The 15,711-nt window shown below is 53.4% G+C and carries 11 protein-coding genes and 1 tRNA gene; all 12 read left to right on the top strand.

The features are described 5' to 3' along the window. Window positions 1-162 precede the first annotated feature (162 nt). Window positions 163-238: transfer RNA gene (locus TALK_RS21500), tRNA-Trp, on the top strand. Between the two features lie 50 nt (window positions 239-288). Next, the gene (gene secE, locus TALK_RS21495; protein ID WP_007092435.1) at window positions 289-486 is read left to right on the top strand and encodes a preprotein translocase subunit SecE; all 198 of its coding nucleotides are present in this window, start codon (window positions 289-291) and stop codon (window positions 484-486) included. Between the two features lies 1 nt (window position 487). After that, window positions 488-1,018, top strand: a complete 531-nt coding sequence (nusG, locus tag TALK_RS21490) for a transcription termination/antitermination protein NusG (protein WP_085621222.1) — start codon at window positions 488-490, stop codon at window positions 1,016-1,018. Between the two features lie 103 nt (window positions 1,019-1,121). Beyond that, window positions 1,122-1,550 carry a 50S ribosomal protein L11 gene (gene rplK / locus TALK_RS21485; protein WP_085621221.1) on the top strand — a complete coding sequence of 143 codons (429 nt, stop codon included), beginning with the start codon at window positions 1,122-1,124 and terminating at the stop codon, window positions 1,548-1,550. Between the two features lie 4 nt (window positions 1,551-1,554). Then, complete coding sequence (rplA, locus tag TALK_RS21480) at window positions 1,555-2,253, top strand: 50S ribosomal protein L1 (protein ID WP_085621220.1); 699 nt, start codon at window positions 1,555-1,557, stop codon at window positions 2,251-2,253. Between the two features lie 280 nt (window positions 2,254-2,533). Next, window positions 2,534-3,052 carry a 50S ribosomal protein L10 gene (gene rplJ, locus TALK_RS21475; RefSeq protein ID WP_085621219.1) on the top strand — a complete coding sequence of 173 codons (519 nt, stop codon included), beginning with the start codon at window positions 2,534-2,536 and terminating at the stop codon, window positions 3,050-3,052. Window positions 3,053-3,098: 46 nt separating this feature from the next. Continuing rightward, window positions 3,099-3,470 carry a 50S ribosomal protein L7/L12 gene (gene rplL, locus TALK_RS21470; protein WP_085621218.1) on the top strand — a complete coding sequence of 124 codons (372 nt, stop codon included), beginning with the start codon at window positions 3,099-3,101 and terminating at the stop codon, window positions 3,468-3,470. A 365-nt stretch (window positions 3,471-3,835) separates the two neighbouring features. Beyond that, on the top strand, window positions 3,836-8,002 hold the full coding sequence (rpoB, locus tag TALK_RS21465; RefSeq protein WP_085621217.1) for a DNA-directed RNA polymerase subunit beta: 4,167 nt from the start codon (window positions 3,836-3,838) through the stop codon (window positions 8,000-8,002). Between the two features lie 105 nt (window positions 8,003-8,107). Further along, window positions 8,108-12,301 (top strand): DNA-directed RNA polymerase subunit beta', encoded by a 4,194-nt coding sequence (gene rpoC / locus TALK_RS21460; protein ID WP_085621216.1) that lies wholly within the window; start codon window positions 8,108-8,110, stop codon window positions 12,299-12,301. Between the two features lie 375 nt (window positions 12,302-12,676). Next, a complete protein-coding gene (gene rpsL / locus TALK_RS21455; RefSeq protein WP_085621215.1) occupies window positions 12,677-13,048 on the top strand; it encodes a 30S ribosomal protein S12 in 372 nt (123 codons plus the stop codon). A gap of 12 nt (window positions 13,049-13,060) precedes the next feature. After that, complete coding sequence (rpsG, locus tag TALK_RS21450) at window positions 13,061-13,528, top strand: 30S ribosomal protein S7 (RefSeq protein ID WP_085621214.1); 468 nt, start codon at window positions 13,061-13,063, stop codon at window positions 13,526-13,528. A 27-nt stretch (window positions 13,529-13,555) separates the two neighbouring features. Next, on the top strand, window positions 13,556-15,637 hold the full coding sequence (gene fusA / locus TALK_RS21445; protein WP_085621213.1) for an elongation factor G: 2,082 nt from the start codon (window positions 13,556-13,558) through the stop codon (window positions 15,635-15,637). Window positions 15,638-15,711: the final 74 nt, after the last annotated feature.

Genomic DNA, 15,711 nt, shown 5'->3' with positions numbered 1-15,711 from the left:
GCGGGCGTTGTTGCCAAGATCATCGAGTAATTTTTAAAGATTTGCACTATTGGGTGCTTGATCTTTGATGTGCGGGCGGATATAAGCCGCCCGCACACCCTGCCGCCCGGGCAGGACTGTGTCGGAAAGACCTGAAGAAATTCAACTTTCTGATTACCTTGTAGGAGTGTAGCTCAGCTGGTAGAGCATCGGTCTCCAAAACCGAGGGCCGTGGGTTCGAGTCCCTCCGCTCCTGCCATTTTATCCGGGTCTTGGAATTGAATTTTTGAAAGCGGTGTAACCCCGACAATGGCTAAAACGTCGCCGGCACAATTCGTACAGCAGGTTCGCACCGAAGCCAAAAAGGTTTCGTGGCCGTCCCGCAAGGAAACAACTGTTTCAACCATCATGGTTTTTGTCATGGTGGCCTTGGCATCTGTTTTCTTTTTTGTTGTCGATCAGCTTCTCGCCTGGGGCGTTCAGTTGATCTTTGGTGTCGGGGGTTAGTATGGCGCATCGTTGGTACGTATTACACGTTCATTCCGGGTTTGAGAAAAAAGTCGCCCAGTCGATCCGCGAGCAGTCCATCAAGAAAGGTCTTGAGGGCGAAATCAAAGAGGTCCTGGTTCCGACGGAAGAAACGGTCGAGATGCGTCGTGGCACCAAGGTCAATGCCGAGCGGAAGTTTTTCCCCGGCTATGTTCTGTTGCACATGGATCTGACTGACGAAAGCTGGCATCTGGTCAAGAACACCGCCAAGGTTACTGATTTCCTTGGCAGCCGTGGCAAGCCGATGCCAATTTCCGAAAAGGAAGCCCAGCACATTCTGCATCAGGTGCAGGAAGGTGTCGAGCGTCCGAAGCCAACCATCACGTTCGAGATTGGCGAGGAAGTCCGCGTTTCCGATGGCCCGTTTGCATCGTTTAACGGAGTTGTCGAAGGGGTTGATGAAGAACGTGCGCGCCTTAAGGTGTCTGTATCGATCTTTGGTCGTTCAACCCCGGTCGAGCTGGAATATACCCAGGTCGAAAAGCTCTAACGAGCTGTTTTAAGTGAAGTTTCTGTCTGCGTGATGCAGGCAGTTTTTAAAGCGCGGGAGGCCAGTCATGGCCGGACCGCGCGCTTCTGTAAGAGGTACTCTAATGGCGAAGAAAATCGACGGCTATATCAAGCTGCAGATTGCCGCCGGCAAAGCCAATCCGTCGCCGCCTGTCGGCCCGGCTCTTGGTCAGCGCGGCGTTAATATCATGGAATTCTGCAAGGCGTTCAACGCAGCGACCCAGCAGATGGAACCCGGCATGCCGGTTCCGGTGGTTATCACCGTTTATTCCGACCGTTCCTTTAGCTTTATTCACAAAACCCCGCCGGCATCCTACTTCCTGCGTAAAGCAGCAGGTATTGCCAAGGGTTCTGGCACGACCGGTAAAGGTTTTGTTGGCAAAGTGACCAAAGCACAGGTCAAAGAAATCGCAGAAGCCAAAATGGTCGACCTTAATGCGCACGATCTTACTGGTGCGATGTCGATGATCGAAGGTTCCGCCCGTGCTATGGGCCTCGAGGTTGTGGAGTAAGACGATGGCCAAGATTGGTAAGCGCCTTGCCCTGGCTTATGAGGGCGTCGATCGTAACACTCAGTACGAACTGGCCGCTGCGGTCAAGCTCGTCAAAAACGGTGCAAAAGCGAAATTCGACGAAACCGTTGAAATCGCAATGAACCTTGGTGTTGACCCGCGTCACGCAGACCAGATGGTCCGTGGTGTTGTTTCGCTTCCGCATGGTACCGGTAAAACCATGCGTGTTGCCGTCTTCGCAAAAGATGCCAAAGCAGAAGAAGCCACCAAAGCTGGTGCGGACGCTGTTGGCGCTGAAGACCTGATGGAAGCAATGCAGAAAGGCGATCTGAACTATGATCGCGTGATTGCAACCCCGGACATGATGGCTGTTGTCGGTCGTCTCGGTAAGGTACTTGGCCCGCGCGGCCTGATGCCGAACCCGAAACTCGGCACCGTGACCATGGATGTCAAACAGGCTGTTACCGATGCCAAAGCTGGTCAGGTTCAGTTCCGCGCTGAGAAAAATGGTATTGTCCATGCCGGTATCGGCAAGGCATCGTTCAGCGAAGAACAGCTGCTTGAAAATGTTCAGGCATTTGTTGGCGCGATTGTTAAAGCAAAACCGGCAGGCGCAAAAGGTATCTACCTGCAGCGCGCCGCCATCAGCTCGACCATGGGCGCTGGCGTGAAACTGTCGATTGCGGATATCGCATCGAAGTAATTCAAGAATTCTGACCGGTCGTTCGCGGCCGGTCAGGACCGGAGAGGGTGACAAGCCCTCTCTAACTGTCTGTCCCAGACTGCAGGTGGTCGGCACTCGCTGACCTTAATCTCCTGCATAGGCAGAGGTTCCGGTTCTTTGGTTTTCCCCGTTTGGGGCATCACATAAAGGCTTGGACATCTGGCAAACGGACGGGCGTCACAGACCGGTTCGAAAGGACGGGTCACGTCTGTGAACCCTTTGCAGGGTTCAGGGCAATAAGCAATGTCGGAGACTTAAAGTGAACCGCGATGATAAAACACAGTTCGTAGCAGAAATGCGCGAAGTGTTCGAAGGTGCGGAAGGCGTAATTGTTACCCAATACAAAGGGTTGACGGTTGCGGAAATCACCGCTCTTCGTGCGCAGATGCGTGATGCTGGTGCGGGCTTCAAGGTCACCAAAAACCGGCTTACGCGACTTGCTCTCGAAGGCACCAAATTTGCTGGTCTTGCAGACCACTTTACCGGCCCGACCGCGATCGCCTATTCGGCTGATCCCGCTTCGGCTGCAAAAGTGGCCTCAACGTTCGCAAAAGCCAATGACAAGCTTGTTCTTGTTGCTGGCGCCATCGGTGAACAGATTCTGGACGAACAGGGCGTTAAAGCTCTGGCAGAACTGCCGTCGCTGGACGAACTGCGCGCGAAACTGGTTGGTATGATCCAGACCCCGGCACAGCGTATCGCTACGCTGACCTCCAAGCCGGCGGCCCAGATCGCCCAGGTGCTGAAGGCATACGCCGAAAAAGGCGAAGCCGCGTAATCCAATTTTCCAAACTTTCCAAGTTCAAGCCTAGGAGCTTATACAAATGGCCGATCTTAATGCACTCGTTGCCGAGCTTTCCAAGCTCACCGTTATTGAAGCTGCAGAGCTTTCCAAACTTCTCGAAGAAGAGTGGGGCGTTTCCGCTGCTGCACCGGTAGCTGCTGCTGCTGCTGGCGGCGCGGTTGCTGCTGCTGAAGAAGAAAAAACCGAATTTGACGTGATTCTGACCGCTGCTGGCGAGAAAAAAATCAACGTCATTAAAGAAGTCCGTGCAATCACCGGTCTTGGCCTGAAAGAAGCCAAAGACCTGGTCGAAGGCGCACCGAAAGCTGTTAAAGAAGGCGCGTCGAAAGACGAAGCTGCTGACATCAAGAAAAAACTTGAAGAAGCAGGCGCAACCGTCGAACTCAAGTAATCGACGGCTTCTTGCCAAGGTCTGGGTCGGCGTCTTTCGAGGCGCCGACCCATCCGTCTCTACGTCACGGGCAATGGGTGCACCGACCGTTGGGACGCGAAAAGGAATTTTGTGGTTGACGCTGCCCAAGGTAATCATACATATTGCTAGGCCGTTTAGGTCAAAGGTTATCTTTGACGGCGTCGACAGCCGAGGGATCAGTGATCTCATTCATGTTGGATGTCACATAACATCCACGGTCATAATCAAGTAAACGCCCGCCCCGTACGGGGCTCGGGCGTCGTTGTGCTGTATGCGATTTGTATAGAGAAAACAACGACGAGCGAGTTACGACGGTGTGGGGAGGCGCGATTAAAGGAACGATGATGGATAAGTCCTTTACCGGTCGAAAGCGCATCCGCAAGAGCTTTGGACGGATCAGCGAAGTTGCTCCGCTCCCGAACCTGATTGAGGTTCAAAAGAATTCTTACGACAAGTTTTTGCAGACTGGTACCCCGCAGGATCAGCGGAATGATGCCGGCCTTCAGGAAGTGTTCAAGAGCGTCTTTCCGATCAAAGATTTCTCCGAGCGCGCAACCCTCGAGTTTGTGTCGTATGAGCTGGAACAGCCCAAATACGACACCGAGGAGTGCCGTCAGCGTGGCATGACCTTTGCCGCGCCGCTGCGCGTGACACTGCGTCTGGTGGTCTGGGATATCGACGAAGATACCGGTGCCCGTTCGATCCGCGATATCAAGGAACAGGACGTGTACATGGGCGATATGCCGCTCATGACCTTGCACGGTACCTTTATCGTCAATGGCACCGAGCGTGTGATCGTTTCACAGATGCACCGTTCGCCGGGCGTCTTCTTTGACCATGACAAGGGCAAAAGCCACAGCTCGGGTAAGTACCTGTTTTCTGCGCGCGTGATCCCGTATCGTGGTTCTTGGCTCGATTTCGAATTCGATGCAAAAGACATTCTGTATGTCCGTATTGACCGTCGCCGCAAATTGCCGGCGACCACGCTGCTTATGGCTCTTGAAAATGAAGAGTCCCAGGCTTTGCGTGCCCAGCGTGCCGAAGAAGGCCGTTCGGTTGATCCGTCGGAAATCGAAGGTCTGACCCCGGAAGAAATCCTTAACTATTACTATGAGTCGGCTGAATATCGCCGGACCAAAGATGGTTGGGTAACCGATTTCAACGCGGATCGTTATGTTGGCCAGAAGCTGGTTCATGACCTGCTTGACGCCGATAGTGGTGAAGTCGTTGCCGCCGCTGGCAGCAAGATCACCAAACGGTCGGTCGCCAAGATCGTCGATCAGAATGTCAAACACATTCTGGTGCCGGAAGAGCAGCTTAACGGCTGGTTCATGGCCGAAGATCTGATCGACAGCACAAGCGGCGAGATTTTGGCCGAAGCCGGTCACGAACTGACAGAAGAAGTGTTCGAGCAGCTAAAAGAATGGGGTGTTGACTCCCTTCGCCTGCTGATGATCGATCACAACAATGTTGGTGCGTTTCTGCGTAACACCGTTGCACTGGACAAGAACAGCAATCGCGAAGAAGCCCTTGTGGACATCTATCGCGTTATGCGCCCTGGCGAACCGCCGACCATCGAGGGTGCGGAAGCGATGTTCAAAGGCTTGTTCTTTGATTCAGAGCGTTACGACCTTTCGGCTGTTGGCCGTGTAAAAATGAATGCGCGCCTTAATCTGGAATGCCCGGATACGGTACGTGTTCTGCGTCGTGAAGACATTCTGGAAGTCGTCCGTGTTCTGGTCGACCTGAAAGACGGTCGGGGCGAAATCGACGATATTGACCATCTTGGTAACCGTCGTCTGCGTTCGGTCGGCGAGCTGATGGAAAATCAGTTCCGTGTTGGCCTGTTGCGTATGGAACGTGCGATCCGCGAGCGGATGAGCTCGGTCGAGATCGACAACGTCATGCCGCATGACCTGATCAATGCCAAGCCGGTTGCGGCTGCTGTTCGTGAATTCTTCGGCTCTTCGCAGCTGTCGCAGTTTATGGATCAGACCAACCCGCTTTCGGAGATCACCCACAAACGTCGTCTTTCGGCGCTTGGACCGGGCGGTCTTACCCGTGAGCGTGCAGGCTTTGAAGTTCGTGACGTGCATCCGACCCACTATGGTCGTATCTGCCCGGTTGAAACGCCGGAAGGTCCGAACATTGGTCTGATCAACTCGCTGGCGACTTTTGCCCGCGTCAACCAGTACGGCTTTATCGAAAGCCCGTATCGTAAGGTTGTCGATGGTGTTGTTTCGAAAGAAGTTATCTATCTTTCGGCCATCGAAGAAGGTCGTTATGTGATCGCGCAGGCGAACGAGGCGTTGACCGAGGAATTTGGCTTTGCCAATGAACTGATCAACACCCGTAAAGCCGGTGACCACTATATGGCCCGCTCCGAAGAGATCGACCTTATGGACGTCTCGCCGAAGCAGCTGGTATCGGTCGCATCCGCGCTCATTCCGTTCCTTGAAAACGATGACGCGAACCGCGCACTGATGGGATCGAACATGCAGCGTCAGGCGGTTCCGTTGATCCGTTCTGAAGCACCGTATGTCGGGACCGGTATGGAAGTTCCGGTGGCACGTGATTCGGGGGCAACCCTGATCGCACGCCGTGATGGTGTTGTTGAATCTGTTGACGCGACCCGTATGGTTATCCGCGCAACCGGTGACATTGCCGCATCGGAATCGGGTGTCGATATTTACACCCTGCTGAAATATCAGCGTTCCAACCAAGGCAGCTGCATCAACCAGCGTCCGCTGGTCAAGGTGGGTGATGTTGTCGAAAAAGGCGATATCATCTCGGATGGTCCGTGTACCGATATGGGTGAACTTGCCCTTGGCCGTAACGTGCTTGTCGCGTTTATGCCTTGGAATGGTTACAACTTTGAGGATTCCATCCTTCTGTCCGAACGTATTGCCCGTGATGACGTTTATACCTCGATCCATATCGAGGAATTTGAAGTCATGGCGCGTGATACCAAACTGGGTCAGGAAGAAATCACGCGTGATATTCCGAACGTCGGTGAAGAAGCCCTTAAAAACCTCGACGAGGCGGGCATTGTTTACATCGGTGCGGAAATCAAACCGGGTGATATCCTTGTTGGTAAAGTGACACCGAAGGGCGAAAGCCCGATGACGCCGGAAGAAAAACTTCTGCGTGCCATCTTTGGTGAAAAAGCATCCGATGTCCGTGATACCTCGCTGCGTGTTCCGCCGGGACAGTTCGGTACCATTGTTGAAGTCCGCGTGTTCTCACGTCGTGGCGTTGACAAGGACGAACGTGCCCTGGCAATCGAACGGTCGGAAATCGAACGTCTTGCAAAAGACCGTGATGACGAACGTGCGATCCTGGAACGCAACTTCTATGGTCGTCTGAAGAACTTGCTGTTGGGCCAGATGCTGGTCGATGGACCGAAAGGTCTGAATGGCGAGATTACCGAAGACAGCCTTGGTGGTGTTGCACGTGGTTTGTGGCGTCAGATTGCTGTTGCTGATGACAATGTCATGTCTGATATCGAAGCCCTGAAAAAACAGTTCGAGGAATCGATCGCTGTTCTTCAGGCCCGTTTCGATGACAAGGTTGACAAGCTTCAGGCGGGTGATGAATTGCCGCCTGGCGTGATGAAGATGGTCAAAGTCTTTGTTGCGGTTAAGCGTAAGATGCAGCCGGGCGACAAGATGGCCGGCCGTCACGGGAACAAGGGTGTCGTATCGCGTATTATGGCGATGGAAGACATGCCGCATCTCGAAGACGGTACGCCTGTCGATATCGTTCTGAACCCGCTTGGTGTTCCGTCACGTATGAACGTCGGCCAGATCCTTGAAACCCACCTTGGTTGGGCGTCACGTGGTCTTGGCGAACAGATCGGCGAACTCGTCGATGCTGTGACCGATGGTCGTACCGAAATGGAAAACCTGCGCAGCAAGCTTAATGATGTGTACGAGGACGAAAAATACGTCACCGGCATCAAAGAGCTGAGCGATGGCGATGTCATCGAGCTTGGTAACAACCTGCGTCGCGGTGTGCCGATGGCCACCCCGGTCTTTGACGGTGCGCGTGAACCTGATGTGGTTCGCATGCTTGAAAAAGCCGGTCTTGATGGTTCTGGCCAGGTCGACCTTTATGATGGTCGTACTGGTGAGAAATTCCATCGCAAGGTGACCGTGGGCTATATCTACATGCTCAAACTGCATCACTTGGTTGACGACAAGATCCATGCCCGTTCGATTGGTCCGTACTCGCTTGTTACCCAGCAGCCGCTGGGTGGTAAAGCACAGTTCGGTGGCCAGCGTTTCGGGGAGATGGAAGTATGGGCACTCGAAGCATATGGTGCTGCCTATACCCTCCAGGAAATGCTGACTGTCAAATCGGATGACGTTTCAGGCCGTACCAAGGTCTATGAAGCGATTGTTCGCGGCGAAGACACCTTTGAGGCTGGTATTCCGGAATCCTTTAACGTTCTTGTTAAAGAGCTTCGGTCGCTTGGCCTTAATGTCGAGCTTGAGCAGCAAGAGCAATAAGAGCTTGGCGGGCGGGTTCCATTCGGGTTCCCGTCCGCCGATAAGCATCTTTCGGCCTGAAATTGGCGAAACCCGGCGAGACCGGGCATAGCGGGAGAGCCTTTTATGAACGAGTTGATGAAGATCTTCGGGCAGCCGCAGGGCACCCAGAGCTTCGATCAGATCCGGATTCAGATTGCCAGCCCAGAGCGTATCCGCTCTTGGTCATTTGGTGAAATCAAGAAACCGGAGACCATCAACTACCGGACCTTTAAACCGGAACGCGACGGCCTGTTCTGTGCGCGCATTTTTGGTCCGGTGAAGGATTACGAATGCTTGTGCGGCAAGTACAAGCGTATGAAATATCGCGGCATTATCTGTGAGAAATGCGGCGTTGAAGTGACTCTGGCTAAAGTACGTCGCGAACGTATGGGCCATATCGAACTGGCGGCACCTGTTGCCCATATCTGGTTCATGAAGTCGCTTCCAAGCCGTCTTGGTCTGCTGCTGGACATGATGCTCAAGGATCTTGAGCGCATTCTGTATTTCGAAAGCTATGTGGTTATTGAGCCGGGTCTGACCCCGCTTAAAATGGGTGAACTTCTTTCAGAAGATCAGTTCATGACCGCACAGGAAGAGTATGGCGAAGACAGTTTCCGTGCCGGTATCGGTGCAGAAGCCATCCGCGACATGCTTGCCGCGATTGACCTTGAAGAAGAACGCGAAACCGCGAAAATCGACCTCAAGGAAACCAATTCGGAAGCCAAGCGCAAGAAGCTGGTCAAACGCCTGAAGCTGATTGAAGCTTTCCAGGAATCCGGCGCGCGTCCGGAATGGATGATTCTTGAAGTCATTCCGGTCATTCCGCCAGAATTGCGTCCGCTGGTCCCGCTTGACGGTGGCCGTTTTGCGACGTCTGACCTTAACGACCTTTATCGTCGTGTGATCAACCGTAACAACCGCCTGAAGCGCCTGATCGAGCTTCGTGCGCCTGATATTATCGTGCGTAACGAAAAACGTATGCTTCAGGAATCGGTTGATGCGCTGTTTGATAACGGCCGTCGCGGTCGTCCGATCACCGGTGCCAACAAGCGTCCGCTCAAATCGATGTCGGATATGCTTAAAGGCAAGCAGGGTCGTTTCCGTCAGAACCTTTTGGGTAAACGCGTCGACTATTCCGGTCGTTCTGTGATTACCGTGGGTCCGAACCTGAAACTGCATCAGTGCGGCCTGCCAAAGAAAATGGCGCTCGAACTGTTCAAGCCGTTCGTTTATGCGAAGCTTGAACTGTACGGGATGGCAACCACCATCAAAGCTGCAAAGCGTATGGTGGAAAAAGAGCGTGCCGAAGTTTGGGATATCCTTGAACAGGTTATCCGTGAACACCCGGTCATGCTTAACCGTGCGCCGACCCTTCACCGTCTTGGTATCCAGGCTTTCGAGCCGACCCTGATCGAAGGTAAGGCAATTCAGCTGCATCCGCTCGTTTGTACGGCTTTCAACGCCGACTTCGATGGTGACCAGATGGCCGTTCACGTGCCGCTGTCACTTGAAGCCCAGCTTGAAGCACGTACCCTGATGATGTCGACCAACAACATCCTGTCACCGGCATCGGGCAAACCGATTATCGTGCCGTCGCAGGATATTGTTCTTGGTCTTTACTACATCTCGATGGAAAGCGACGGTCAGCCGGGCGAAGGCATGTCCTTTGTCAATATCGCTGAAATCGAACAGGCACTTGAAGCCGGTGTTGTCACCCTGCATTCGAAAATCAATGCACGTTACAAGACCGTTGATGCCAACAACGAACCGATCACAATCCGTGTTCAAACCACGGCCGGTCGTATGTTGTTGTCGGAACTGTTGCCGCGTCATCCGCGCATTCCGTTCTCGACCATCAACAAGCTGCTGACCAAAAAAGACGTCTCGAACGTTATTGATGTCGTCTATCGTCACTGTGGCCAGAAAGAGACTGTTATCTTTGCTGACCGCATGATGGGCCTTGGTTTCCATTGGGCCTGCAAAGCCGGTATTTCGTTTGGCAAGGATGACATGATCATTCCGGATGCCAAGGTAACGCTGGTTGGTGCGACCCATGACAAGGTCAAGGAATACGAACAGCAGTATCAGGACGGCCTGATCACCCGTGGTGAGAAATACAACAAGGTCGTTGATGCCTGGTCGCAGTGCACCGATGACGTTTCCGAAGCGATGATGAAAGTCATCTCGGCAACGGCAGAAAGTGACAATGTGAACTCGGTTTACATGATGGCGCACTCCGGTGCCCGTGGTTCTGCCGCCCAGATGCGTCAGTTGGCTGCTATGCGCGGCCTGATGGCAAAACCGGATGGCTCGATCATCGAGACACCGATTATCTCGAACTTTAAAGAAGGCCTGACCGTGCAGGAGTACTTCAACTCCACTCACGGGGCGCGTAAAGGTCTTGCCGATACCGCACTGAAAACGGCGAACTCGGGTTACTTGACCCGTCGTCTTGTTGACGTTGCCCAGGACTGCATCATCACTCAGCATGATTGCGGTACTGATCGTGGCCTCGACATTGCTGCGGTTGTTGACTCCGGCGAAGTTATCGAGACGCTGTCTGACCGTATCCTTGGTCGTTTCACCGCTGACGAGATTGTTAATCCGTCAACCGGCGAAATCATCGTTCCGAAAAACGAAATGGTTGTCGAAGATCACCTGGACGTGATCGAAAAAGCTGGCGTTGAAATGTCACGCATTCGTTCTGTCCTGACCTGTGATGCCGAAACCGGTGTTTGCGGCCATTGCTATGGTCGTGACCTGGCACGCGGTACGACGGTCAACATTGGTGAAGCTGTCGGTGTTATCGCCGCACAGTCGATTGGTGAGCCGGGTACCCAGCTTACGATGCGTACGTTCCACATTGGTGGTGCCGCGCAGCGTGGTGCCGAAGTTTCCGGTGTTGAAGCCAATTTCGACGCCACGGTTAAACTGAAAAACCGTGCGGTTGTTAAGAATTCGAGCGATGTCATGATTGTCATGGCCCGTAACCTCGAAATCTTGCTGATCGACAAAACCGGTCGTGAACGTGCGAAATACCGCGTTCCATATGGTGCGAAACTTCTTGCAGATGAAGGCGATCAGATCACACGCGGCCAGAAATTGGCCGAATGGGATCCGTACACCTTGCCGATCATCACCGAGAAAGAAGGCTATGTGAACTATGTCGACCTTATCGAGAATGTAACCATCCGCGAAGTCTATGACGAAGCGACGGGTATTGCCTCGAAGACGGTTATCGACTGGAAAAGCATGCCGAAGGCATCTGACCTTAAGCCGCGCGTTACCCTGCGTAACGAAAACGGCGAGGTCATCAACCTGGATAACGGTCTTGAAGCCCGTTACTTCCTGTCGGTTGACGCCATTCTCTCGATCGAGAACGGTCAGAAAGTTAACGCCGGTGACGTGCTTGCACGTATTCCGCGTGAAGGCTCGAAGACCCGTGACATTACCGGTGGTCTGCCGCGTGTGGCTGAATTGTTCGAGGCGCGCAAGCCCAAGGACCACGCCATTATCACCGACATCGCCGGCCGTATCGAATTTGGCAAGGATTACAAAAACAAGCGCCGTGTCATCGTGCATCCGCTTGAAGATTCTGGCCTGACCGAACCGGTTGAATACATGATCCCGAAAGGCAAGCATCTTGCCGTTCAGGAAGGCGATTTCGTCGAGAAGGGCGATCAGCTGCTTGATGGTTCACCGGTTCCGCATGACATCCTGCGCGTTATGGGCGTCCCGGCACTGGCAGATTACCTGGTGAATGAAATCCAGGAAGTCTACCGTTTGCAGGGCGTGAAGATTAACGACAAGCATATCGAAGTCATCGTTCGTCAGATGCTTCAGAAAGTGGAAATCACCAAAACCGGTGACACCACGCTTCTGGTTGGCGAGATCCTTGACCGCGTTAACTTCGATATCGAAAACGAACGTGCTCTTAAAGAAGGTGGTGAATTGGCCGAAGGGGCTCCGGTCCTGCAGGGGATCACCAAAGCGTCGTTGCAGACGCATTCCTTCATCTCGGCCGCGTCGTTCCAGGAAACCACGCGCGTTCTGACCGAAGCAGCCGTATCGGGCAAAACCGATACACTGATTGGTCTGAAAGAGAACGTGATTGTGGGTCGTTTGATCCCGGCAGGTACCGGTGCGGTGATGAACCGTTTCCGTGCATTGGCCGCCGAACGTGACAAGACCGTACAGATCGAGGCAGAAGAAGAAATCGGCGATAATTTCGGCCCACAGGCCGGAGCCGAGTCTCCGACGCTGCCTGCCGGCGAGTAAAATCGCCGCGCAAGCTTGTTAAAGAATCAGAGACGAACCGGGAATTTTCTATCGATGCACCGGTTCGTCTCGGCGTTTGAAGCGCCAACTCGAAGGCCTACAGGGTTTTGCTTGACGCGAAATGGGGCCGTCACTAGTATGCGCCCACCGAATCTCGGGGGGTGCAACTGTGCCGGTGCCATATCGTTTGGCAGCGGGCGGTTTACACCCCCCGTCGCTTGAGAGCGACTCTGACGGCCGTCGAGGCAGGTTTATTCCTGTTTAATGGACGTCCGTATTTGCCTTTGCATTCTGTGCAAAGGCATACGGTCGTTTGTCGTGCGTCGATAGAGCAACGCCCTCGTGGCGTCCGTTAAAGTACAAAAGGGAAAGTTAATGCCCACTATTAACCAGTTGATCCGCAAACCGCGGACACCGCGCACGCAGCGCGATATGGTGCCAGCACTGGAAGCATGCCCGCAGAAACGCGGCGTTTGCACCCGTGTCTACACCACGACTCCGAAGAAGCCTAACTCGGCTCTTCGTAAGGTTGCTCGTGTTCGTTTGACCAACGGCTTCGAAGTAACCAGCTACATTCCGGGTGAAGGTCACAACCTTCAGGAACACTCTGTCGTGATGATCCGCGGCGGCCGTGTAAAAGATTTGCCGGGTGTGCGTTACCACATCATTCGCGGTACCCTCGATACACAGGGTGTCAAAGACCGTAAGCAGCGTCGTTCGAAATACGGCGCGAAACGTCCGAAATAAGGAGCAGCTCAGATGTCACGTCGTCACGCTGCTGAAAAGCGCGAAGTTTTACCTGACGCCAAATACGGCGATAAGGTTCTGACCAAATTCATGAATGGCCTGATGCTCGACGGTAAAAAATCCGCCGCGGAAAAGATCGTTTATGGCGCCCTCGAAATCGTCGAAGGCAAAGGTGCCGATCCGGTAGCCCAGTTCCATGAAGCCATGGACAACGTTAAGCCGAACGTCGAAGTTCGTTCGCGCCGTGTTGGTGGTGCTACCTATCAGGTTCCGGTTGAAGTTCGTACCGAGCGCCGTCAGGCACTGGCCATTCGCTGGTTGGTTGAAGCTGCTCGTAAACGTTCCGAAACGACCATGATCGGTCGTCTTGCTGGTGAATTGATGGACGCCGCCAATAACCGTGGCTCGGCCGTTAAAAAACGCGAAGACACCCATCGTATGGCCGAAGCCAACAAAGCTTTCGCTCATTATCGCTGGTAATTCAGACCTCAAGATCAAGAGACGATTATGGTAGAACGTACTCCGATCTCTCGGTATCGTAACATCGGCATCATGGCTCACATTGATGCTGGTAAAACGACGACCACCGAGCGAATTCTTTTCTACACCGGAAAGTCCTATAAAATCGGCGAAGTCCATGACGGCGCCGCAACGATGGATTGGATGGAGCAGGAACAGGAACGTGGCATTACGATTACGTCTGCTGCGACGACCTGCTTCTGGAAAGAAAACCGTATTAACATCATCGATACCCCGGGCCACGTTGACTTCACGATTGAAGTTGAACGTTCGCTCCGTGTTCTCGATGGTGCATGCGCTGTGTTTGACGCCGTTTCCGGCGTCGAGCCTCAGACTGAAACCGTATGGCGCCAGGCTGACAAGTACCACGTTCCGCGTATGTGCTTTGTCAACAAAATGGACCGTACCGGTGCGGACTTCTTCCGTTGTGTTCAGATGATGAAAGATCGTCTCGGTGCCAATGTTGCTGTTATGCAGCTGCCAATTGGTTCCGAAATGGAATTCGAAGGTGTTGTCGATCTGGTGAAAAACCAGGAGGTCGTCTGGAAAGATGAAAACCTCGGCGCAGAATTTGAATACCGCGATATTCGTGATTCGCTCAAAGACCAGGCTGCAGAGTACCGTGAAGCTCTGATCGAACAGGCTATCGATTTCGATGAAGCTGCTATGGAAGCTTACCTCGAAGGCGAAATCCCGTCCGAAGAACTTCTTAAGAAGTGCCTCCGTAAAGGGACGCTGAAAGGCGAACTGGTTCCGGTTCTTTGTGGTACTGCTTTCAAGAACAAAGGCGTTCAGCCGCTTCTCGATGCCGTTATCGACTATATGCCGGCACCGGATGATCTTGATGACGTGCGCGGCATCAAGCCGGGCACCGAAGACGAGCCGGACTCACGTCCGCTGACCGATGATGCGCCGTTCTCGGGTCTTGCTTTCAAGATCATGAGTGACCCGTTTGTTGGTTCGCTGACCTTCGTTCGTATTTATTCCGGTATGCTTGAAGCCGGTTCTTACGTTCTTAACTCTGTCAAAGAGAAAAAAGAACGTATTGGCCGTATGCTGCTTATGCATTCAAACAACCGCGAAGAAATCAAATACGCATGCTCGGGCGATATCGTTGCTCTGGTCGGTCTGAAGGATACCACCACTGGTGATACCCTTTGCGATACCGCCAAGCCGATCATTCTTGAGCGTATGGAATTCCCGGATCCGGTTATTGAGATCGCTGTAGAGCCGAAATCAAAAGCCGACCAAGAAAAAATGGGTATGGCGCTTGCGCGTCTGGCTCAGGAAGATCCGTCGTTCCGCGTTAAAACTGACCACGAATCAGGCCAGACGATCATTTCGGGGATGGGTGAACTTCACCTTGATATTCTCGTTGACCGTATGAAGCGTGAATTCAAGGTTGAAGCCAACATTGGTGCGCCGCAGGTTGCCTATCGCGAAACGATTTCCCAGGAAGTCGACGTCGATTACACCCACAAAAAACAGTCGGGTGGTTCAGGTCAGTTTGCACGTATCAAGTTGACCTTCACGCCGGGTGAACCGGGTAGCGGATACAGCTTCAACGATTCTGTCGTTGGCGGTAACGTGCCTAAAGAATACATCCCGGGCGTTGCCAAGGGTCTCGAAAGCTCGCTGCAAAGCGGTGTGATCGCAGGCTTCCCGGTAACCGATCTCTCGATCAAGTTGACCGACGGTGCATACCACGACGTTGACTCGAGTGTGATGGCCTTCGAAATCGCAGCTCGTGCGGCTTTCCGTGAAGGTCTTGGGAAAGCTCGTCCGAAGCTTCTCGAGCCGGTCATGAAAGTCGAAGTTGTGACGCCGGAAGAATACATGGGCGACATCATTGGCGATCTTAACAGTCGTCGTGGTCAGGTCCGTGACATGGATTCCCGTGGTATTGCGCGCGTTGTAACGGCGTCTGTCCCGCTGGCGAACATGTTCGGTTACGTCAACACCCTGCGCTCCATGTCCCAGGGCCGTGCCCAGTTCGTGATGCAGTTTGATCATTACGCCGATGTCCCGCAGGCAGTTGCGGACGAAGTCAAGGCCAAGTCGGCCGGCTAAGGCGAAGCCAGAATAAACGGAGTTAGAAATGGCTAAAGAGAAGTTTGCTCGTACAAAACCGCACGTTAACGTCG

The sequence above is a fragment of the Thalassospira alkalitolerans genome (assembly GCF_002115745.1).
Taxonomy (GTDB): domain Bacteria; phylum Pseudomonadota; class Alphaproteobacteria; order Rhodospirillales; family Thalassospiraceae; genus Thalassospira; species Thalassospira alkalitolerans.
This window is presented reverse-complemented; position numbering and strand designations above follow the sequence as displayed.

What these genes read in the sequence shown, in the direction of transcription:
- rpsG (WP_085621214.1), top strand. Translation starts at nt 13,061, where the DNA reads ATGTCACGTCGTCACGCTGCTGAAAAGCGCGAAGTTTTACCTGACGCC.
- rpsL (WP_085621215.1), top strand. Translation starts at nt 12,677, where the DNA reads ATGCCCACTATTAACCAGTTGATCCGCAAACCGCGGACACCGCGCACG.
- nusG (WP_085621222.1), top strand. Translation starts at nt 488, where the DNA reads ATGGCGCATCGTTGGTACGTATTACACGTTCATTCCGGGTTTGAGAAA.
- rplL (WP_085621218.1), top strand. Translation starts at nt 3,099, where the DNA reads ATGGCCGATCTTAATGCACTCGTTGCCGAGCTTTCCAAGCTCACCGTT.
- rplK (WP_085621221.1), top strand. Translation starts at nt 1,122, where the DNA reads ATGGCGAAGAAAATCGACGGCTATATCAAGCTGCAGATTGCCGCCGGC.
- rpoC (WP_085621216.1), top strand. Translation starts at nt 8,108, where the DNA reads ATGAACGAGTTGATGAAGATCTTCGGGCAGCCGCAGGGCACCCAGAGC.
- fusA (WP_085621213.1), top strand. Translation starts at nt 13,556, where the DNA reads ATGGTAGAACGTACTCCGATCTCTCGGTATCGTAACATCGGCATCATG.
- secE (WP_007092435.1), top strand. Translation starts at nt 289, where the DNA reads ATGGCTAAAACGTCGCCGGCACAATTCGTACAGCAGGTTCGCACCGAA.
- rplA (WP_085621220.1), top strand. Translation starts at nt 1,555, where the DNA reads ATGGCCAAGATTGGTAAGCGCCTTGCCCTGGCTTATGAGGGCGTCGAT.
- rpoB (WP_085621217.1), top strand. Translation starts at nt 3,836, where the DNA reads ATGGATAAGTCCTTTACCGGTCGAAAGCGCATCCGCAAGAGCTTTGGA.